Annotated in this window: 24 protein-coding genes; 14 read left to right on the top strand and 10 right to left on the bottom strand. The window is 61.6% G+C overall.

All coding sequences use genetic code 11. From position 1 onward, the window contains the following. The first annotated feature begins 76 nt into the window (after positions 1-76). A complete protein-coding gene (locus V5N12_RS14565) occupies positions 77-490 on the top strand; it encodes an Lrp/AsnC family transcriptional regulator (protein WP_332899898.1) in 414 nt (137 codons plus the stop codon). Here V5N12_RS14565 and V5N12_RS14570 read toward each other — a convergent pair. Continuing rightward, positions 487-1,200 carry a CehA/McbA family metallohydrolase gene (locus tag V5N12_RS14570; RefSeq protein WP_332899899.1) on the bottom strand — a complete coding sequence of 238 codons (714 nt, stop codon included), beginning with the start codon at positions 1,198-1,200 and terminating at the stop codon, positions 487-489. The genes V5N12_RS14565 and V5N12_RS14570 overlap by 4 nt on opposite strands. A gap of 54 nt (positions 1,201-1,254) precedes the next feature. Here V5N12_RS14570 and V5N12_RS14575 point away from each other — a divergent pair, with 54 nt between their 5' ends. The 6 genes from V5N12_RS14575 (at position 1,255) to V5N12_RS14600 (ending at position 6,421) form a co-directional block, all read left to right on the top strand. Next, the gene (locus V5N12_RS14575; RefSeq protein ID WP_332899900.1) at positions 1,255-2,151 is read left to right on the top strand and encodes a diacylglycerol/lipid kinase family protein; all 897 of its coding nucleotides are present in this window, start codon (positions 1,255-1,257) and stop codon (positions 2,149-2,151) included. 30 nt (positions 2,152-2,181) lie between these two features. Further along, complete coding sequence (locus V5N12_RS14580) at positions 2,182-3,114, top strand: diacylglycerol/lipid kinase family protein (protein WP_332899901.1); 933 nt, start codon at positions 2,182-2,184, stop codon at positions 3,112-3,114. 23 nt (positions 3,115-3,137) lie between these two features. Then, a complete protein-coding gene (locus V5N12_RS14585) occupies positions 3,138-3,728 on the top strand; it encodes an NUDIX hydrolase (RefSeq protein ID WP_332899902.1) in 591 nt (196 codons plus the stop codon). Positions 3,729-3,803: 75 nt separating this feature from the next. After that, on the top strand, positions 3,804-4,505 hold the full coding sequence (locus tag V5N12_RS14590; RefSeq protein WP_332899903.1) for an SDR family NAD(P)-dependent oxidoreductase: 702 nt from the start codon (positions 3,804-3,806) through the stop codon (positions 4,503-4,505). A 32-nt stretch (positions 4,506-4,537) separates the two neighbouring features. Continuing rightward, positions 4,538-4,981 (top strand): MOSC domain-containing protein, encoded by a 444-nt coding sequence (locus tag V5N12_RS14595; protein ID WP_332899904.1) that lies wholly within the window; start codon positions 4,538-4,540, stop codon positions 4,979-4,981. Between the two features lie 42 nt (positions 4,982-5,023). After that, complete coding sequence (locus V5N12_RS14600) at positions 5,024-6,421, top strand: NAD-dependent succinate-semialdehyde dehydrogenase (RefSeq protein ID WP_332899905.1); 1,398 nt, start codon at positions 5,024-5,026, stop codon at positions 6,419-6,421. Positions 6,422-6,434: 13 nt separating this feature from the next. Here V5N12_RS14600 and V5N12_RS14605 read toward each other — a convergent pair whose 3' ends face one another. After that, positions 6,435-6,548, bottom strand: a complete 114-nt coding sequence (locus V5N12_RS14605; protein WP_332899906.1) for a rubrerythrin-like domain-containing protein — start codon at positions 6,546-6,548, stop codon at positions 6,435-6,437. Between the two features lie 98 nt (positions 6,549-6,646). Here V5N12_RS14605 and V5N12_RS14610 point away from each other — a divergent pair, with 98 nt between their 5' ends. After that, complete coding sequence (locus V5N12_RS14610) at positions 6,647-8,233, top strand: acetolactate synthase large subunit (RefSeq protein ID WP_332899907.1); 1,587 nt, start codon at positions 6,647-6,649, stop codon at positions 8,231-8,233. On the opposite strand, the gene V5N12_RS14615 is transcribed toward V5N12_RS14610, so the two are convergent. Next, positions 8,230-8,520: a hypothetical protein gene (locus V5N12_RS14615; protein WP_332899908.1), complete on the bottom strand. Its 291-nt coding sequence runs from the start codon at positions 8,518-8,520 to the stop codon at positions 8,230-8,232. The two genes, V5N12_RS14610 and V5N12_RS14615, sit on opposite strands and share 4 nt — an antisense overlap. Beyond that, positions 8,520-9,563 carry a zinc-binding dehydrogenase gene (locus V5N12_RS14620; RefSeq protein ID WP_332899909.1) on the bottom strand — a complete coding sequence of 348 codons (1,044 nt, stop codon included), beginning with the start codon at positions 9,561-9,563 and terminating at the stop codon, positions 8,520-8,522. Before V5N12_RS14620 ends, V5N12_RS14615 begins: the two co-directional genes overlap by 1 nt. A gap of 136 nt (positions 9,564-9,699) precedes the next feature. On the opposite strand from V5N12_RS14620, the gene V5N12_RS14625 reads away from it, so the two are divergent. Continuing rightward, positions 9,700-10,146, top strand: coding sequence for an ester cyclase (locus V5N12_RS14625; protein ID WP_332899910.1), 447 nt, complete (start codon positions 9,700-9,702; stop codon positions 10,144-10,146). A 50-nt stretch (positions 10,147-10,196) separates the two neighbouring features. Then, positions 10,197-10,850 carry a MogA/MoaB family molybdenum cofactor biosynthesis protein gene (locus tag V5N12_RS14630; protein ID WP_332899911.1) on the top strand — a complete coding sequence of 218 codons (654 nt, stop codon included), beginning with the start codon at positions 10,197-10,199 and terminating at the stop codon, positions 10,848-10,850. Here V5N12_RS14630 and V5N12_RS14635 read toward each other — a convergent pair. Next, on the bottom strand, positions 10,847-11,284 hold the full coding sequence (locus V5N12_RS14635) for a DUF6884 domain-containing protein (protein WP_332899912.1): 438 nt from the start codon (positions 11,282-11,284) through the stop codon (positions 10,847-10,849). The genes V5N12_RS14630 and V5N12_RS14635 overlap by 4 nt on opposite strands. 143 nt (positions 11,285-11,427) lie before the next feature. Between V5N12_RS14635 and V5N12_RS14640 the strand changes: the two genes are divergently transcribed. Both V5N12_RS14640 and V5N12_RS14645 read left to right on the top strand, forming a co-directional pair. Continuing rightward, entirely contained in the window at positions 11,428-11,910 is a 483-nt protein-coding gene (locus tag V5N12_RS14640) for an SRPBCC family protein (RefSeq protein WP_332899913.1), read from the top strand. A gap of 43 nt (positions 11,911-11,953) precedes the next feature. Next, the gene (locus tag V5N12_RS14645; RefSeq protein ID WP_332899914.1) at positions 11,954-12,652 is read left to right on the top strand and encodes a 5-formyltetrahydrofolate cyclo-ligase; all 699 of its coding nucleotides are present in this window, start codon (positions 11,954-11,956) and stop codon (positions 12,650-12,652) included. Here V5N12_RS14645 and V5N12_RS14650 read toward each other — a convergent pair. After that, positions 12,649-12,966, bottom strand: a complete 318-nt coding sequence (locus tag V5N12_RS14650) for a cupin domain-containing protein (protein ID WP_332899915.1) — start codon at positions 12,964-12,966, stop codon at positions 12,649-12,651. The genes V5N12_RS14645 and V5N12_RS14650 overlap by 4 nt on opposite strands. A gap of 114 nt (positions 12,967-13,080) precedes the next feature. Between V5N12_RS14650 and V5N12_RS14655 the strand changes: the two genes are divergently transcribed. Beyond that, positions 13,081-13,896 carry an aldo/keto reductase gene (locus V5N12_RS14655; protein WP_332899916.1) on the top strand — a complete coding sequence of 272 codons (816 nt, stop codon included), beginning with the start codon at positions 13,081-13,083 and terminating at the stop codon, positions 13,894-13,896. On the opposite strand, the gene V5N12_RS14660 is transcribed toward V5N12_RS14655, so the two are convergent. Beyond that, entirely contained in the window at positions 13,893-14,342 is a 450-nt protein-coding gene (locus tag V5N12_RS14660) for a pyridoxamine 5'-phosphate oxidase family protein (protein WP_332899917.1), read from the bottom strand. The genes V5N12_RS14655 and V5N12_RS14660 overlap by 4 nt on opposite strands. A gap of 91 nt (positions 14,343-14,433) precedes the next feature. Here V5N12_RS14660 and V5N12_RS14665 point away from each other — a divergent pair, with 91 nt between their 5' ends. Continuing rightward, positions 14,434-15,105: an MBL fold metallo-hydrolase gene (locus V5N12_RS14665; protein WP_332899918.1), complete on the top strand. Its 672-nt coding sequence runs from the start codon at positions 14,434-14,436 to the stop codon at positions 15,103-15,105. Between the two features lie 3 nt (positions 15,106-15,108). Here the strand turns inward: V5N12_RS14665 and V5N12_RS14670 are convergent, their stop codons facing one another. The 3 genes from V5N12_RS14670 to V5N12_RS14680 are packed head-to-tail and all read right to left on the bottom strand — an operon-like array spanning position 15,109 to position 17,983. Beyond that, positions 15,109-15,426: a DUF7126 family protein gene (locus V5N12_RS14670; protein WP_332899919.1), complete on the bottom strand. Its 318-nt coding sequence runs from the start codon at positions 15,424-15,426 to the stop codon at positions 15,109-15,111. Then, positions 15,426-16,343: a glutamine-hydrolyzing GMP synthase gene (gene guaA / locus V5N12_RS14675; RefSeq protein ID WP_332899920.1), complete on the bottom strand. Its 918-nt coding sequence runs from the start codon at positions 16,341-16,343 to the stop codon at positions 15,426-15,428. The genes V5N12_RS14670 and guaA overlap by 1 nt, the downstream gene beginning before the upstream one ends. Then, positions 16,343-17,983: a CTP synthase gene (locus V5N12_RS14680; RefSeq protein WP_332899921.1), complete on the bottom strand. Its 1,641-nt coding sequence runs from the start codon at positions 17,981-17,983 to the stop codon at positions 16,343-16,345. The genes guaA and V5N12_RS14680 overlap by 1 nt, the downstream gene beginning before the upstream one ends. Positions 17,984-18,015 lie beyond the last annotated feature (32 nt).

Raw genomic sequence — 18,015 nt, forward strand, 5'->3', positions numbered from 1 at the left:
CATAAGTGTTGCTTTCGTAGAATCGCTACGAATTTCGTAATCGTCAAGTGTTGCCACAGTGTAGGTGCTAATCTCCATGGACGCGCTTGACCGAGAGATTCTGAGTATTCTGCGCCGCGACGCCCGAACGCCGTACACCGAGATTGCGTCAACCGTTGGTACGTCTGAGGGTACCGTCAGAAATCGCGTCGATCGGATGACCGAAGACGGCGTCATCGAACGGTTCACCGTCACCACCCGCACGGGCAACATCAAGGCGATGATAGAGGTGCGCGTCGCCGTGGACGTGGACACGCGCACGGTGACGGACAAGATGGCCGAATGGGAGGAAGTGGACTTCGTCTGGCAGGTATCGGGCGAAGAGGACATCGTCCTCATCGTGGACGCCGCAGACACGCAGGGGGTAAACGAACTCATCACGCAGGCACGCGAGATGGACGAGGTCGTGCGGACGAAAACGCGGCTGATTCTGGACGAGCGTCTTGGTTAATCTGACTCACTCGGAGAGTCGCCCGGTGGGTCGCCAATCCCCGGCGTCGCGGCGTCCGGCGGCGTCATCCAGCCTTTGTGGCCGTGCGTAAATTTGTAGCCGCGGTGAGCGAGGCGGTTGATGAAGTTGATGGAGACGTGCGGTTCGACCCGGCCGTCGCGGATTGCCGCAACGATATTTTCTGGCGTCGGAGTCTCGACATCGACCGTCGTGTAGGCGCGCCCGACTTCGACCGGGTAGTGTGCGTCTGAGCCACCGACCAGCGGGAGGTCACGCTTGCGCGCGAGTCGCCGCACCCACTCGTGCGTGCGCGGGTGCTTGCCGTTTATCTCGATGGCGTCGAAGTCGGCTTTCACGTCGCGGACAGTACTGTTTCGATACGGGTGGGCGATGATGGCCGCACAGCCGCGAGAATGAGCGATATCGACCACTTCTTCGGGCGTGAGTTCGCCCGGCGTCGTCTCGGTTGGGGGGTTCGGTCCGACGACGAGAATGTGCCCCTTCGACGACGAAACTTCGATGCCCGGGAGGATGTCCACCGACCCGTCGAAAGGGGTGTAGTAGTCGTGGTTGGTCGTCGCCACCGCGTCCAACCCGCGCAGCTCTGCGGCCTTCGTGAGCAGGCGAACCCCGAGGGGGTCAAACGCGTCCCCGAGCGTTCGATAGCCGTGGAAGAATCGTGTGTGCGAGTGAAGGTCGATGGCGTACACAGCTATCGATGGGGGCCAACAGCCCTTTTGTCTTCTGGCGTCTGAATAGTGGCAATGTCCCGTGTTCTCATCTGCAACCCAAACAGCGGGAGCGGCGACCACGCGCCACAGGTGCGCGAACTGGCCGACGAACACGGCTTCACCCTCCACGAAACCGAACAGGAAGGCGATACGGTCGAGTTCGCTCGCGAGTTCGGTCCTGACGCCGACATTGTCGCCGCGTGTGGTGGCGACGGCACAATAAACGAGGTCGTCACCGGCCTCTACGAAGCCGACTGCCTCGACACCACGACGCTCGCCGTGATTCCCGCTGGCACGGGCAACAACTTTGCCAGCCAACTCGGCATTCCGAATATCGAAACCGCCTTCGACCTCGTGGACGCAGGCGAGGTGCGCCACATCGATCTCGCGCTCGCAAACGGCCGTCCGTTCGTCAACTCCTGTGTCGCGGGGCTGACCGCCGAGGCGAGCGCAGAGACCACGCCCGAGCTCAAATCGAAATACGGCATCCTCGCGTACGTCTTCACGACGTTCCGGACGATGAACGACTACGAGGGGATGCGCCTCGCCATCGAAACCGACAACGCCATCACCGAGTCGTGGTCGGGCAAGGCCGTCGTCGCCCTCATCGGCAACGCCCGGCGCTTCCCCGCAAGCGGTGGCACGCAAGCAAACGTCGAAGACGGCCTGCTCGACGTGACGATTGCAGAAGAACGACCGACGATGGAGCTGATGGGCGAGGCGGCAGTATCTCGGTTTTTGGGGAGTGAAACCGCCCACCTGCATCGGCTGAAAAGCAAGTCGCTCACCATCTCCGTTCTCGACGGAACCACACACTTCAGCTTGGACGGCGAAATGCTCGAAACCGACCACTTGACCATCGAAACGCTTCCACAAGTGCTCTCGGTGTTCGTGGGCGAGGGATACGAGCCAGTGCCGGATGAGGCGTAGACCTTTCACACCGCCGCCTGATTTTTGCCCATGAGCGACGCGCGACGGATTATCGTCCGAAACCCGAACAGTGGCGACCGAAAGCGCAGCAAGCGAGCGAGTGAATTGGGCAAGAAACGCGGTTACGAGGTGTGGAACAGCACGAAGAGGGGTGAAACCCACACCCTCGCGCGAGACGCGGCGGCGGAAGCGGACCTCGTCGTCGCCTGCGGGGGCGATGGCACGCTGAACGAAGTCGTCCGCGGTGTCGAGGAGGCCGAGGCGCTTTCCGACGTGGAACTCGGCGTGATTCCCGCAGGAACGGGGAACGATTTTGCTGACAACATCGGCATCAAAAGCGTCCCCCACGCCTTCAGGGTGCTCGAAAACGAAAACGTCCGGACGCTCGACCTCGGGTGGGCAGCAGACCGCCCGTTCATCAACTCGTGTGTCGCGGGCGTCACCGCCGAAGCGAGCGCCGCAACGACGCCCGCCCAGAAACGCCGCCTCGGGGTGCTTGCCTACGTCATGAACACGCTCCAGCAGACGCAGACGTTCGACGGGCTACAAATTGACGTGCGCGCGAGCGAGAACGGCGACGTGCTCTGGCAGGGCGAAGCCATCATGCTCCTCATCGGCAACGGACGGCGCTTCCCCGGCGAGCAAATAAAACAAGCGAACATGGAAGACGGCTTGTTGAACGTCGTTATCCTCAAGCGCGTGCCGACGATTGATTATCTGACCCACGGGGCGGCAAACCGTCTGCTCCAGCGCGGAGCCTCGCATCTCACACGTCTCAAAGTGCCCCAACTCACGCTCACCCACGAAGGTGACCCCGTCCACTTCAGTCTCGACGGTGAGATGCTGAAACTGAACACGCTGTCTGCGCAAAGTCGTCGCGGTGCGATGCGATTCCACGTCGGTCCGACCTACGACCCCTCCCCCGAAGAGTGGGGTGTCAAACCAAATCCGAAGGGTGTTTGAAAGGGGTCGTTGTCTGTAGCATCATGAGCACCACGAACTCTCCTGAGGATTCTGCGGCCGAGGCCGAGGGCGAACGCCACAAAAATGCCATGCAGGACGTGATTGCGGTCGACGAAGACGACAACGAACTCGAACTCGTCAACCGACTCGACGCCCACATGGGCGACGGCATCCGACACCGAGCGTTCACCGCGCTCGTTTTCGACGAAGACGACAACATCCTGCTCGCCCAGCGCGCCTTCGGTAAGCGCCTCTGGGACACCCACTGGGACGGCACCGTCGCCTCCCACCCCGTCGATGGCCAGACCCAAGAGGAAGCCACGATGGAGCGCTTAGAAGAGGAACTCGGCATCACGCCAGACCAGTACGACGACCTCCGGGTCACGGACAAGTTCGAGTACAAGCGCTACTACGAGAACGAAGGCCTCGAATGGGAGGTCTGCTCGGTGCTCAAGTGCACCCTCCAAGACACCAGCCTCGACGTGAACGACGAAGAAGTGGCCGGGCTGATGTGGGTTCCATACGAGTACCTCCACGAGAACCCACGGTTCTACCGCCAACTGCGTCTCTGTCCGTGGTTCGAGATTGCGATGCGGCGTGATTTCAAACAGTAGCACCTGCACCTTTTTGAGCGCGAGAGATGAACGCTCGCGCCACACGCTTTTGCTGATTCCGTGCCTCTTTCAGCCATGAACGAACCCGAACTCTACGACACGCTCGACGGGCAGGTCGCGCTCGTGACCGGGGCCACACGTGGTATTGGCGAGGAAGTGGCGTCGATACTCGCAAGCCACGGCGCGACCGTCTACGCCGGGGCACGCGACGTGGACGACGTGACCCTAGACACCCAGCATCCGATTCGCCTCGACGTGACCGATGTAGGCGAAATTCAGGCCGCCGCAGACCGACTCCGCGACGAACACGGCAAACTCGACATCCTCGTGAACAACGCTGGGGTGGTTGGAAGCGGACGCGCGCTCCACGAAATCGACATCGACGCGCTCGACCACACGCTTTCGGTCAACCTGTGCGGGGCGACGTTGGTGGCGCGGGCCTGCCTCCCACTCCTGCTCGAAACTGACGCGCCCCGCATCGTGAATCTCTCCTCGGGGATGGGCGCACTCGGTGAGCGCATGTCCGGCGGCTATCCGGCCTACCGCATCTCGAAAACCGGTATCAACGGCCTCACGGCATATCTGCACGGCGAGTACAACCGACGTGGGCTGCTTACAAATTCGGTGTGTCCGGGCTGGGTGCGCACCGACATGGGCGGGTCAGGGGCGTCTCGAAGCGTCGAAGAAGGCGCGGACACGCCGGCGTGGCTCGCGCGCTTCGCGCCGGGAAGTCCGTCAGGTAAGTTTTGGCGTTCGCGGAAAGTCATCGACTGGTAAACACCTAACTCGATTCCCGTCGCCCATTACGTATGGCCGGACGCGTCACTGACATCCACATCGCCCGCGAGAAAAGCGCCCCCGTCGAAGCCGTTGACTCCGCCGATGCTGTCGCCGGTGGGGGACTGCGCGGTGACCGCCACTTTCTCCCCGGCGACGAGAAACCAGACCTGACGCTCATCGACGGGGCCGCATTCGCCGCGGCGGGCGAGGACCTCGGCGTCGAACTCAAACCCGGCGAACACCGGCGCAACGTGACCGTCTCCGGCATCGACTTAGACTCCCTCATCGGCACGGAGTTCACGATTGGCGAGGTGCGCTGTCAGGGACTCGCAGACTGCCCGCCGTGTGCCCACCTCGAATCACTGACCGCCCGCGACGGGCTGCAGGTCGCCATGACAGACCGCGGCGGCCTCGAAGTGCGCATCCTCTCTGACGGCGTCATCCGAGTCGGTGATACGGTCGAGCCGCTGTAGGCCGCCAGCAGAGTTACCCGTCTGTTTGTTCAAGCATAGCACATGCAACGCGTGAATCCAGCCACCGGCGAGCCGCTGAGTACAATCGACGAACACAGCGACGACGAGGTGGACGCGGCACTCGATACCGCGATGGACACTTTCGCGGAATGGCGAAACGTGGCGATTCGAGAGCGCCAACAGTTGCTCTCGAACGCCGCAGACGTGCTCCGCGAGAACAAACAGGAGTACGCAGACGTGATGACCAGAGAGATGGGCAAACCCATCGCCGCCTCCGTCTCCGAGGTCGAAAAGTGCGCGTGGGTGTGCGACTACTACGCCGAGCACGCGGGCGAACAGTTACAGGACAAGGTCATCGGCAGCGAGCCACACGCCCAGTCGAAAGTCACCTACGAGCCACTCGGCGCGGTGCTCGCGGTCATGCCGTGGAACTTCCCGTTCTGGCAGGTGTTCCGATTTGCCGCCCCGCACCTGACCTCGGGGAACGTCGGCCTGCTCAAACACGCCTCGAACGTCCCCGAGTGCGCCCTCGCCATCGAAGATGTGTTTCGGAAGGCGGGCTACCCCGAGGGCGTCTTCCAGACGCTCCTCGTCGGCTCTGCGAAAGTTGGCGATGTCATCGCAGACGACCGGGTTGCCGCCGTCACGCTCACCGGGAGCGAGGCTGCCGGGCGCTCGGTAGCCGAAACGGCAGGTAAGAACCTCAAGAAGACCGTGCTCGAACTCGGCGGGAGCGACCCGTTCGTCGTCTTAGACGACGCGGACGTGGCGACCGCCGCGAAGGTCGGCGCACGCGCGCGAACCATCAACTCAGGGCAGTCGTGTATCGCCGCAAAGCGCTTTATCGTCCACGAGGCGGTCTACGACGAGTTCCTTTCGCAGTTCCTCACGGAACTCGAAGCCTTGACAGTAGGCGACCCGACCGACAAGGAGACGGACATCGGCCCACAAGCCCGCAAGGGCCTGATGGAGGACCTCCACGAGCAAGTGACCGCGAGCGTCGAAGCGGGTGCGATCGTCGAACTCGGCGGGGAACCGATGGACCGAGACGGGTATTACTATCCACCGACGGTGCTCACGGACGTTCCGGACGGGTCACCCGCAGCCGAAGAGGAGATTTTCGGTCCCGTCGCTTCGGTGTTCAAGGTCGCAGACGAAGCCGAGGCGATTCGCGTGGCAAACGACACGAATCTTGGCCTCGGCGCGAGCGTCTGGACTGCTGACCTCGCACGCGGCGAGCGCGTGGGCCATCGCATCGAAGCGGGCTGTGTGTTCGTAAACGAACTCGTGAAATCCGACCCACGCCTGCCGTTTGGCGGCATCAAAGACTCGGGCTACGGACGCGAACTCGCCCGTGAAGGGATGCTCGAATTCGTGAATCAGAAAACGATGTGGATTCAGGACGCAGACGGCGACGCGGAATTGTCACTCTCCGAGTAGCCCACGGAAAGATTCACTCGCGGCGAACGGTAATGTTCTGCATCACGCCGCCACACTCGGGGCAGGCGGTTCCGGCTGTGGCCTCCATACGATGCCCACAGTCCATACACTCGAACGTTTGTGTCATATGGTAACATAACACACTTTGTGATATTAACTATTTGGCGGGGTCTGCCTGACTCTCTGGGCCGGTGGAATGATGGCTCGGTGGGACAAACGTGCGGTATGAAAGCGTCTGACTTACTCATCGAGTGTCTCGCGCTGGAAGGGGTGGAGTACATTTTCGGCCTGCCGGGGGAGGAACTCGAAGACGTGCTGTTCTCGCTCGAAGCGTCGTCAATCGAGTTCATTCCGACGCGACACGAGCAGGGGGCAGCGTTCATGGCGGATGTCCACGGCCGGTTGACCGGCGAGGCGGGCGTCTGCCTGAGTACGCTCGGTCCCGGCGCGACCAACCTGCTCACGGGTGTCGCGGACGCACACCTCGATAAAAGCCCGCTCGTTGCGATTACGGGACAGGGTGGCCGAGAGCGCCTGCACAAAGAGAGCCATCAGGCGCTCGATATCGTCCACATGTTCGAGCCAGTCGTGAAGTGGAACACGCAGATTAGCGAACCAGAAGTCGTGGGCGAATCGGTCAGGAAGGCGTTCAAACTCGCAGAGTACCAAAAGCCCGGCGCGACCCACCTAGAGTTCCCCGAAGACGTGGCGGGAGAGGAGACGGACGCGGAACCGCTCGAACAGCGCGGCCGGGTTCGCCGGCCAAACCCCGACGAGGCGTCGGTCGAGCGCGCGACAGAGCTTCTCTGTGGAGCCGAGAAACCGCTCATCCTCGCTGGCAACGGTGCGGTGCGAACCCACGCTGGCGACCTGCTCGAACGGATTGTCGAGCAGACGAACATGCCCGTCGTCGCCACGTACATGGGCAAAGGCGCGATTTCTGACGCCGACGACCACTCGCTGATGACGCTCGATTCGGGTGCGAACGACGAAGCCCACGCCGTCATCGAGCGCGCGGACGCGGTGCTCGCCATTGGCTACGACATCGCAGAACACGACCCAGCGAACTGGAACCCCGACCTCGACAAGGAAGTCGTCCACCTCGACCACGAGCCAGCAGAGGTGTATGAACACTACAACCCCGACGTGGAGTTGGTCTGTGACATCACGGCGGGGCTTCGGGCATTGGACGCCCACCTCGACGGCTGTTCGACGGACGACGACTGGTACGCCACCGAGCGGGAGACGCTCGTGACGGAAGTCGAGACGAAACCCGACGCGGACGCCGAGTTCAGCGTGGCTGGCACCCTCCCATATCTCCGCGAAGCCATGGCCGACGACGACGTGCTCATCTCCGACGTGGGCCACCACAAGATGGTCATCGCCCAGAACTTCCCGGCCTACGAACCGAACACGACCATCATCTCGAACGGGCTTGCGACGATGGGAATTGCGGTCCCGGGAGCCGTTGCCGCAGACCTCGCGGTGGACGCGAACGTCGTTGCGGCGACGGGCGACGGCGGCTTCCTGATGAACGCCGCAGAAATCGAAACCGCAACCCGACTCGGCTGTGGGTTCACCATCATCGTGTTCAACGACGACGATTACGGCCTCATCTCGAAAAAACAGCGCGACCACACCGGCGAATCGTTCGGAACCCATCTCACGAACCCCGATTTCGTCACGTTCGCGGAGAGCTTCGGCATCGACGCCTACCGCCCAAACTCGTGGGACGAACTCGAAACCGTGTTACAAACAGTCGTCCGCGCAGACGAGATGGCGCTGGTCGAAGTGCCCTACTCACGGAGTTAGGGACGCGTCGTCGCCCACACCGCAAGCGACCCGAGCAAGAACGCTGGAATGAGCGGCAGAAACAGGTAGGTGTCCCGATACGAGAGGCCGAGGCCCACGACGAAGTCTTGAGCCATCGGCAGGAGTAAAATCGCACCCGGAATGACGAGAAACGAGACGATGATGACGCCCACGAGAATCCAGCCTCGCCAGCCGAACTCGCGGTCGTCTGTGGGCTGTTGGGTCGCGTTCGCGTCGCCACTTTCCTCGAAGGCGGCCGGGTCGTGGACGTATCGGTCGTCGGCCATTACTCGTAGTGGGCGTCTGGAACGACTACAACCTTCCCAAATCCGTTTCGGGTTTCGAGCAGCTTGTGGGCGCGTTTGATGTCGCTCATCGGAAGCACATCGCGGACGTGCGGGCGGAAGGTGCCGTCCCAGACGAGCGGGAGCACGTCGTCTGCCTCGCCGGGCGTCCCCATCGAGGAGCCGAGAATCTGGAGCTGGTGCCAGAAGATGCGGTTCAAGTCGGTTTCTGGATGACGCCCAAGTGTGGCTCCACAGGTGACCAGCCGGCCGTTTTTCGCGAGACTCTTTATCGAATCTTGCCACGTCGGGCCGCCGACGTGGTCTACGATGACGTCCACGCCGCGTTTGTCCGTCATCTCGTAGATTTCGCTCGCGTAGTCGGTTTTCTCGTAGTTGATGACGTGGTCTGCACCACACTCGGCGGCGAGTTCGAGCTTTTCAGGGCTGGATGCCGTCGCGTACACCTCCGCACCGGCGTATTTGGCAATCTGGACGGCGGCGTGGCCAACCCCGCCGCTCGCGCCGAGGACGAGCACTTTCTCGCCGGGTTCCAACTCAGCGCGGGTGATGAGCATGCGCCACGCCGTCTGAAAGACGAGCGGTGCAGCCGCCGCCACCTCCCACGAGACGTGATCTGGAACCGGGACGAGGTTGGTTTCAGGGACGGCGGCGAGTTCGCTGTGGACGCCGCGGGTGTGCTCGCCAAGGACGCGAAAGTCCACACAGAACGACGGGTCGCCGTCACGGCAGAACTCACAGACGCCACACGAGAGTCCGGCGGTGACCGCGACGCGGTCACCGGGTGCAAAGCGCGTTACGTCCTCGCCAACCGCGTGGACGACGCCCGCACCGTCGCTCCCGGGGATGTGGGGAAGCGGGAGGTCGAGGCCGGGCAGCCCGCGGCGCGTCCACACGTCGAGAAAGTTGAGCGCCCCTGCCCGCATTTCGACCACAACCTCGTCGCGGTCGGGTTCGGGGTCTTGGAGTTCGTCGTACTGTAACACATCACGGTCGCCGTGTTCCTCGAAATAGACCGCCTTCATACGTCACAGACTCCCGTGGGAGGGCAAAACAGTACGGTCTGCGGAAAACGTTGAGAATCCGCGAAACTGGAGAGTCTCGGCCGCGAGCAGAGTAGCATATCGTGTGCGGTGACGTAGATTCAACTGGGTGAGAGCAATGGCTAGTAAAGCGACACGCCCGGCAGCATCGAACGGTGAGATTGCGCGAGAACTCTGGACGAGCATCAACGAGGGGGACTTCAGCGTCGTAGACAAGTACGTTTCAGAAGACTACGTCGAACACGACCCGAATGCACCCGAGGAGATTCGCGGCCGCGAGGGGTTCAGACAGAACATCGAACAGTACTTCGCCGCCTTCCCGGACATGGAAATGACCATCGAGGACCTCATCGAAGAGGACGACAAGGTGGTGACCCGCTGGTCTGGAACCGGCACCCACAAGGGTGAGTTGCTGGGCATCGCACCGACGGACAAGCCTATCAGCGTGACGGGCCTCGAAATCGAGCGCTACGAAGACGGCATGCTCGTAGAAGCGTGGTCGTCCTTCGACGCCCTTGGCCTCATGCGTCAACTCGGTGCAATCCCCGACGAGATGGGAGCGTAACCCTCCGTTTTTCCCGGACAGTTTTTGTCATTCCGTGAGTAGTGACGCCAATGACCGAGAAGAAAAACCCCGACACAGCACATGGCCACGAGAAGGAAACGGACCACGACGGGCACGCACACGACGACGACCACGGGCATCACGAACACGGCCACGACCACCACGAACACGGCCACGACCACCACGAACACGAACACGGACACCACGAACACGACCTGAAGTCGGTGAGTGTCGCCATCGTCACGGTTTCGACGTCACGATCGCTCGACGACGACCCCGCCGGAGACGCGATTGCAGAAGCGTTCTCTCACGCCGGGCACTCGGTCGCAACCCGCGAGCTCATCGGTGACAAGTTCGATGGGATTCAGCAGACGGTCGACCGCCTCGTCGGCCGCGACGACGTGGATATCGTCGTCACGAGCGGCGGCACGGGCGTCACCCCCGACGACGTGACCATCGAGGCGATCACGCCGCTGTTCGAGAAAGAACTTCCCGGCTTTGGCGAACTGTTTCGCCAGCTTTCGTTCGGTGAAATCGGCACCCGTGTCGTCGGCACGCGGGCGACTGGCGGTATCGCAGACGGCGTGCCCGTGTTCGCACTCCCGGGCAGCGAAAACGCCGCACGACTCGGCTCCCACGAGGTCATCGTCCCCGAAGTGAGCCATCTGGCCGGGCTTGCAAAACGAAGCGAACCCGACGCCTAAGGCGGCGTTACGAGCCGTGTTTCGTCCGACTCAATCGCGTCCGAATCAGGTTGCACGACGGTAACGCCCGCATTTTCTGCCTGTCGATACACCGGTTCAAGCGCCGCCTTGCAGTAGTCGTCGGTGAGAACGACGACCCGCGAATACTCTGGGCTCTCGTCGTCAAAGAGCACCGCCCGCAATTGCTGTTGGAGCCGTTTGACCCACTGCATCTCCTCGAACGGGCCAAACGCCTCGTGCGTGAGGTCGTAGCTCTCGATTTCCCGCTCTGGGCTGACAATGTCGTACTTGGGTGAGACGACGACCCACGCATCGCAGGTCTCCTCTGCGTATGCGCGACGCGACTCGAATGTGGCCCCAGCATACTGCGTCCGAACCGCACGGGCCCCACCCCGTTGTTCGATACCCCCTTGGACGATCCCGATGGATGCCATAGCTGGACAACGTTGGGTATCGCGTAAAAAACTAATGGACGCCAACACGAACAGCCAGGAAAACGTGAATTTTCGCGAGGTTCGAATATTACTCGCGGTATTTCACGGAAACAGTCATTCTCTCAGTCAGCGTAGGTGCTGGTATGGCACGGGTAGAATCATCAACCACGATTCGGGCACCGCAGGAGTACGTCTGGGAACTCGTGTGTGACGTGAGCCGCTATCCAGAGATTTCATCTGCGTTCACAGAGCGCGTGACCTACGTGAGCGACGGGCCGGTCGGGAAAGGAACCGTCTACCGCGAATACGGTGGCGTCGGGCCGATGAAAGACGAAAGCGAGTGGGTGATAACCGAGTTTACGGAGCCGACGCGACAGGTACACGAAGGCGACCTCGGCGTGATGCATCCGATACTGACCATCGAGTTAACGCCGATGGGCGAGGAGACGCGGCTGTTTCAGGCACTCGACTTCGAGCTGCTGCCGCGGATTCGCCCGGTCGGACGACTGCTCGAAGCGCTGTTCGTCAAACGCACGATGCAACGCGGCCTCGACGATACCGTGGGGAACGTCAAACGGATTGCAGAGCGCGAGTACGAAGCCGAGTCGAAGCGGTCGGTGACCTGACTGCAAGCGCCAATCGTTTTTGCGCGGTTCCGGTAGGGTGAGCATGGACAAACAACGCATCCGCGAGCGCGTCTGGGACGCCCTCGAAGCCGAGGGCATCGCTCGGTTTCCGTTTCCGCCACACGGTCGGATTCCGAACTTCGACGGCGCGCGCGACGCCGCAGAGAGGCTGGCTGGCACTCCCGAATGGCAGGGGGCGACGGCCATCAAGTCGAACCCAGATTCCCCACAACTCCCCGTTCGGCGGCGGGCGCTCGCGGAGGGAAAGACGGTGTACATGGCCGTCCCACGCTTGCGCGACGAGCAATGTTTCGTCCGCTTAGACCCGGCGACCATCGACGACACCGACCGCGCCGCCGCTATCTCGCACATGGACGAATACGGCGAGCAAATCGGCCCGGATGAGATAGATAGTATCGACCTCATTGTGTCCGGAAGCGTCGCCGTCACGGAGGAAGGGGCACGTATCGGCAAAGGCGAGGGCTACAGCGACTTGGAGTACGCCCTGTTGCGCGAACTCGGATTGGTTGACGACGACACGCCCATCGTGACGACGGTTCACGAACGACAAATTGTGGACGACGCAGTGGAAATCGAAGCACACGACGTGCCGATGGACTGCATCGTGACCCCGGAGCGGGTGATTCGTCCCACTGGCGGGCAGAAACCTGCGGGTATCGATTGGGCGCTACTGGACGAGGAACGAATCGCAGAAATTCCCGTTCTCAAGCGGTTTTGTTAGCTCGGGAACGGCGCGAGCGTCGCGGTGAAGTACACCACGTCCTCGGTATCGTTTCGCGCGCCGTGGAGGACGCCGCGATCGTGGAACACGACGCCCGGGGCTTTGACGCGCTCTTCTTCGTCGTCTTGAATCACCGTTACCGTCCCCTTGACGACGTGAAACACGTTCGAGGAGGTGTCGTGGGGATGGGGTTTCAACACCGCACCGGGGCCGAGGGCGAACAGTTTGACGAGCGCGTCATCGGAGACGACTAACTCTTCGGTGATGATCTCACCCTCTTCGGGGTCGGGTGTGGTAAAGCGGTTGAGCGACATGGCAGAACCCACGCGCGGGTCGCCCTTAGCGTTTGGCTGTGGCGTATTCAGAAAAACCGGACAGTCTCACGGGGCGAAAAAGCGGTTAGGCCCTTTGAGCGCGTTAATGGCTGCATGGAGTACGTGGTCGCACAGGGGGCAGCGGTTCCGAAAATCGGACTGGGGACGTGGCAACTGCGCGGGACGACCTGTCGGCGCGTGGTCGAGGACGCTCTCGACCTTGGTTACCGGCACATCGACACGGCACAGAACTACGGCAACGAGCGACAGGTCGGCTCCGCGATTGCAGCCTCGGGTGTTGACAGAGACGAAATTTTTCTGGTCACGAAGCTCTCGCCGCGCAATCTGGGCGCGAAACGAGTGGCTGAGACGACCAAAGAAAGCCTCGCGCGCCTCGGCGTCGAGTATATTGACTGCCTACTCATCCATCGGCCGAACCCGCTGATTCCCGTGCGCGAAACGCTCGATGCCATGAACGACCTCGTCGAAGAAGGCGTCGTCCATCACATCGGCGTGAGTAACTTCAGCCAGTCACAGCTCATGGAAGCGCGCGAGCAGTCGCTCGAACCGATTCTGACGAATCAGGTGCGCTACTCGCCGTTCGACCGGAAACAGGCGTTGGTCGAATACTGCCAGATTCACGACGTGGTGTTGACCGCATATAGCCCGTTTTTACACGGTGGGATTCTCAGAGATAGCACGCTCTCTGGAATCGGGCTTCGCTACGAGAAGTCGGCCGCACAGGTCGCGTTACGCTGGCTCATCCAGCAAGAGAACGTCGTCACCATTCCGAAGGCGTCGTCATACCCACACCTGAAACAGAATATCGAGGTGTTCGGCTTCTCGCTCACCGATGAAGAGATGGCGCGTATCGGCCGCCCCTCTGCCGCCAAAACGATTTCCAGCACGATTCGAGGCTTTCTGACCTAAGTGCCGCTTCCTTTCCGGCCGGTTTTCGCTTCGATGTCGAGGACGTATCCCCTGATTTCGCCCATCGGGTCGGCTTCGGAGAACAGACTCGGATGCCACGCGTTGTCGGCCATCGTGTCGCGGGCGTGGGCAACTTCGTCGTCGCGCACCTCGCGCAACCGACCCGTCACGATGACGCTCTGCCAGTCGAACTTGGAGTTGACCTGATAGACGAGAAAGCTGGCCGTGTCCGTCGTGTCCACGAAATCGAGTTTCTGTGACGCAACGCCGAGTTGGAGAAACAGGAAATAGAGGTGGTCACCGTCGTAGCCAAACGAGACGGGCACACCGTAGGCGTCGCCGTCTGCGGCGAGCGACAGCGTGCCGTAGCCCTGACTTCTGAGAAAGAAGTCGATTTCTGTCTCCTGCATCACGCCCCCCTGTTCGGTGAAATCCTCTCCTGACATCGTCCTACCTGACAGTACATTGGAGCGCAGTGCGGTTAAACGAATATCTCGGGCGAAACTGCCACGGGGCTAGAGCGCGTTTTCTCACGTAATGGTCAATCGACTCGGAACGATTGGATGGTGGTTCGACCTCCGCGGCGTCAACGCCTATCTCGTCTGCGACGGCGACGCACTCACGCTCATCGACGCAGGCAACCCGTGGGACGCAGACACCCTCCGCGCAGAAATTGAAGCGACGGGCCACACTGTGCGCGACGTAGACCGCGTCCTGCTCACCCACTACGACCTTGACCACGTCGGCACGCTCGCTCGACTCACCGAACTCGACGCGCCCATCTACATCGGCGCGGACGACGCCCCCTACCTCCAAGGTGAGGACCGACCGACGTGGCGCAATCGAAAGGCCGCCCTCCAGCGCCTCGCCGGAGCCATGGTCAAACCAGTGGCGACGGTCGAACGCATCGAAGACGGCGACGAAATCGGCAGCTTCACCGCCTACCACACGCCCGGCCACACGCCGGGGCACGTCGCCTACGTGAGCGAGGACCTCTCGGCCTGCTTCCTTGGCGACCTCGTCATGGAGCGAAACGGTCGGCTCGAACCCTCGCCGTACATGCTCAGCTACGACGACGTGGCAGTTGAGCAGAGTATCAAGGCACTCGCGGCGCACGACTTCAAGTTCGAAATCGCCGCAATGGGCCACGGGGTGCCTTTTGTGACGAAGGGTGCGGCCCGCCTCGACCTGCTGGCGGCGACCCTTTGAGAATTAGACCAGTTCTTCTGCGACCGTTTCGACGGCGAGCAGGGCTGGGTCGATGATGAGTCCGGCCTGCCCGCGGACGAACTCCGGCACCGAATCGTCCGCGTAGACGACGACGCGAAGCGACTCGTTCAGGTCTTTTGCGACCGGAATCGACGTGGCCTGTGACACGTCCGTGAGGACGAGCAGGTCACAGTCGGTGATGCCCGCGTCTTCGAGCGCGGGGCGGTTTGCGATACCATCGAGATAGGTGACGGAGACACCCCTTCCTTCGAGGGCGTCGCCAAGTGCGTACTCGTCTTCGCCGACGACGATTGCATTCATTATTCGTATTCGATGGTAGCAGGCGGTTTGTGGGTTACGTCATAGACCACGCGCGAGACGTTGTCGAGCGTGCCCGTGATGCGCGATTGGATGCGCTGGAGCGTCTCCCAGTCGAGTTCCTGTGCCCGGGCGGTCATGCCGTCGCGGCTCTCGACCGAGCGGACGGCCACAATCCAGCCGTGAACGCGGTTGTCGCCTTTGACGCCGGTTGCCTTGCCAATGACGGCGGCGAGCGCCTGCCATGGCTCGTACTCTTCTAACTCCTCTTCGACGATGAACGTCGATTCGCGCGCGACGCGCACCTTCTCCTCGGTGACTTCACCGATGATGCGCACGGCGAGGCCGGGACCGGGGAACGGCATGCGTTCTGCGATAATCGATTCGAGGCCGAGGTCGCGGGCCACCTCGCGGACTTCGTCTTTGTAGAGGTCGCGGACGGGTTCGACGATGCCCTCGAAGTCGACCACGTCGGGGAGGCCGCCGACGTTGTGGTGGGACTTGATTTCCCCGTCAGATTCGATGCGGTCGGGGTAGATGGTACCCTGCACCAGATAGTCCGCATCGACTTCGTTTGCGACGGTTTCGAACTCGCGGATGAACTGTGCGCCGATGATCTCGCGCTTCTCTTCGGGGTCTGTGACGCCCGAAAGCGCATCGAGGAAGCGGTCTTGGGCTTCGACCACGCGGAGGTTCTCCATGAACGAGAACGTCTCGCGGATTTGCTCGGTTTCGCCCTTGCGCATCAGGCCGGTGTCGACGTACACGGGCGTGAGTTGGCCACCGATAGCGCGGTGGGCGAGCGTGGCGGCGACCGAAGAGTCCACGCCGCCCGAAAGGGCAATGATGGCGTGGCCGTCGCCAACTTCGTCTTGAATCTCTGCCTCGGCTTCTGGGATGAATTCGTCTACGGTTACCATTAGGCTTCAACCTCCGTTTGCTGCGCTTCGAGCACTGCTTTCACGAGGCCGACGAACGGCGGACTCGCCCGCCCGGGGCGGGATTTGAACTCGGGGTGGAACTGCGTGCCGAAGAAATACGGATGGTTTGCGAGTTCGACGATTTCCATCCGGTTTTTCGCCTTGCCCGAAAAGACGAGGTCGTCGGCTTCGAGCTGGTCGATGTACTTCGGATTCACTTCGTAGCGGTGGCGGTGGCGTTCGACACAGGACGTGCCGCCGTACACCTCGCTTGCGAGTGTGTTCGGGGAAATCTGGGTTTCGTGTGCGCCAAGGCGCATCGTTCCTCCGAGGTCTTCTAAGTCGTACTGCTCTGGGAGTAGGTCGATGACCGGGTGGGGCGTCTCCGGCTCCATCTCCGTCGAGTCTGCGCCTTCTAAGTCGAGGACGTTGCGCGCGTACTCGATGACGGCGAGTTGGAAGCCAAGACAGAGGCCGAGGAACGGGATATCGTTCTCGCGGGCGTAGCGGATGGCCTCGATCTTGCCGAGGGTGCCGCGCGACCCGAAGCCACCGGGGACGACGATGCCGTCCGCGTCGCGGAGGCGTTCCATGTGGTTGTCGGCCATCTCGTCTGAGTCAACCCAGAGGATGTCTACATCGACGCCCTGGTCGAGTCCGGCGTGTTTGAGCGACTCGTGAATCGACATGTAGGCGTCTTCGAGGGCGTACTTGCCGACGAGCGCGATTTTGACGGAACCGTCGGTTTCCTGAGTAACGAGGTCGCGCCACTCGTTGTTGCGCTCTGCTTTTGGGAGGGCGTCGTCTGCGAGGGCGAGGTGCTCCATGACGTACTCGTCAAGGCCTTGCTCTTCGACCATCAGCGGGACGTGGTAGATGTCTTCGACGTCGGCGTTAGAGAAGACGGCCTCCGTCGGAACGTCGCAAAAGAGTGCGATTTTCTCCTTGGTCTCTGGTTCGAGTTCGGTCTCACACCGGCCAACGAGGATGTCCGGCTGCAGGCCAATCGAGCGAAGTTCTTTGACACTGTGTTGGGTTGGCTTCGTCTTCTGCTCGCCGTTTTTCGAGTATGGAATGAGCGTGACGTGAGTGAGAAGGACGTCGTCTTCGTCCTCTTCGTGGACGAACTGGCGGAGGGCTTCTAAATACGGCATGCCCTCGATGTCGCCAATCGTGCCGCCCACTTCGACGATGCACACGTCGTGGCCGTCTGCCGCCTCGCGGATGCGCCGTTTGATGTCGTCTGTGATGTGCGGGATGATCTGGACCGTCTTTCCGAGATAGTCCCCAGCGCGCTCTTTTTCGATGACGTGCTGGTAGGTTTTCCCCGTAGTGATGTTATGGTCGAACGTCATGTCGATATCGAGGAAACGTTCGTAGTTGCCCAGGTCTAAGTCCACTTCGCCACCGTCTTCTAAGACGTACACTTCGCCGTGCTGGTAGGGATTCATCGTCCCGGCATCGACGTTTAAGTACGGGTCAATTTTGACCGCGGTCACGTCGAACCCAGCGTTCGAAAGCAGTCGGCCAGTGCTGGCGGCGGTGATACCCTTCCCGAGTCCGGACATCACACCCCCGGTAACGAAAATGAACTTGTTCCCGAGTGTCGGGTCGTAATCCGTTTCGGGTTCCGTCGGCATACTGACTGTCCGCAAGCGTTCTTCAAAACCAT

Origin of the sequence: Haladaptatus sp. CMSO5 (genome assembly GCF_036689885.1) — an archaeon.
Lineage (GTDB): Archaea > Halobacteriota > Halobacteria > Halobacteriales > Halococcaceae > QDMS2.

What these genes read in the sequence shown, in the direction of transcription:
- V5N12_RS14660 (WP_332899917.1), bottom strand. Translation starts at nt 14,342, where the DNA reads ATGTCAGGAGAGGATTTCACCGAACAGGGGGGCGTGATGCAGGAGACA.
- V5N12_RS14670 (WP_332899919.1), bottom strand. Translation starts at nt 15,426, where the DNA reads ATGAATGCAATCGTCGTCGGCGAAGACGAGTACGCACTTGGCGACGCC.
- V5N12_RS14680 (WP_332899921.1), bottom strand. Translation starts at nt 17,983, where the DNA reads ATGCCGACGGAACCCGAAACGGATTACGACCCGACACTCGGGAACAAG.
- V5N12_RS14585 (WP_332899902.1), top strand. Translation starts at nt 3,138, where the DNA reads ATGAGCACCACGAACTCTCCTGAGGATTCTGCGGCCGAGGCCGAGGGC.
- V5N12_RS14655 (WP_332899916.1), top strand. Translation starts at nt 13,081, where the DNA reads ATGGAGTACGTGGTCGCACAGGGGGCAGCGGTTCCGAAAATCGGACTG.
- V5N12_RS14625 (WP_332899910.1), top strand. Translation starts at nt 9,700, where the DNA reads ATGGCTAGTAAAGCGACACGCCCGGCAGCATCGAACGGTGAGATTGCG.
- V5N12_RS14615 (WP_332899908.1), bottom strand. Translation starts at nt 8,520, where the DNA reads ATGGCCGACGACCGATACGTCCACGACCCGGCCGCCTTCGAGGAAAGT.
- V5N12_RS14640 (WP_332899913.1), top strand. Translation starts at nt 11,428, where the DNA reads ATGGCACGGGTAGAATCATCAACCACGATTCGGGCACCGCAGGAGTAC.
- V5N12_RS14600 (WP_332899905.1), top strand. Translation starts at nt 5,024, where the DNA reads ATGCAACGCGTGAATCCAGCCACCGGCGAGCCGCTGAGTACAATCGAC.
- V5N12_RS14630 (WP_332899911.1), top strand. Translation starts at nt 10,197, where the DNA reads ATGACCGAGAAGAAAAACCCCGACACAGCACATGGCCACGAGAAGGAA.
- V5N12_RS14595 (WP_332899904.1), top strand. Translation starts at nt 4,538, where the DNA reads ATGGCCGGACGCGTCACTGACATCCACATCGCCCGCGAGAAAAGCGCC.
- V5N12_RS14610 (WP_332899907.1), top strand. Translation starts at nt 6,647, where the DNA reads ATGAAAGCGTCTGACTTACTCATCGAGTGTCTCGCGCTGGAAGGGGTG.
- V5N12_RS14620 (WP_332899909.1), bottom strand. Translation starts at nt 9,563, where the DNA reads ATGAAGGCGGTCTATTTCGAGGAACACGGCGACCGTGATGTGTTACAG.
- V5N12_RS14565 (WP_332899898.1), top strand. Translation starts at nt 77, where the DNA reads ATGGACGCGCTTGACCGAGAGATTCTGAGTATTCTGCGCCGCGACGCC.
- V5N12_RS14590 (WP_332899903.1), top strand. Translation starts at nt 3,804, where the DNA reads ATGAACGAACCCGAACTCTACGACACGCTCGACGGGCAGGTCGCGCTC.
- guaA (WP_332899920.1), bottom strand. Translation starts at nt 16,343, where the DNA reads ATGGTAACCGTAGACGAATTCATCCCAGAAGCCGAGGCAGAGATTCAA.
- V5N12_RS14635 (WP_332899912.1), bottom strand. Translation starts at nt 11,284, where the DNA reads ATGGCATCCATCGGGATCGTCCAAGGGGGTATCGAACAACGGGGTGGG.
- V5N12_RS14605 (WP_332899906.1), bottom strand. Translation starts at nt 6,548, where the DNA reads ATGACACAAACGTTCGAGTGTATGGACTGTGGGCATCGTATGGAGGCC.
- V5N12_RS14650 (WP_332899915.1), bottom strand. Translation starts at nt 12,966, where the DNA reads ATGTCGCTCAACCGCTTTACCACACCCGACCCCGAAGAGGGTGAGATC.
- V5N12_RS14580 (WP_332899901.1), top strand. Translation starts at nt 2,182, where the DNA reads ATGAGCGACGCGCGACGGATTATCGTCCGAAACCCGAACAGTGGCGAC.
- V5N12_RS14575 (WP_332899900.1), top strand. Translation starts at nt 1,255, where the DNA reads ATGTCCCGTGTTCTCATCTGCAACCCAAACAGCGGGAGCGGCGACCAC.
- V5N12_RS14665 (WP_332899918.1), top strand. Translation starts at nt 14,434, where the DNA reads ATGGTCAATCGACTCGGAACGATTGGATGGTGGTTCGACCTCCGCGGC.
- V5N12_RS14645 (WP_332899914.1), top strand. Translation starts at nt 11,954, where the DNA reads ATGGACAAACAACGCATCCGCGAGCGCGTCTGGGACGCCCTCGAAGCC.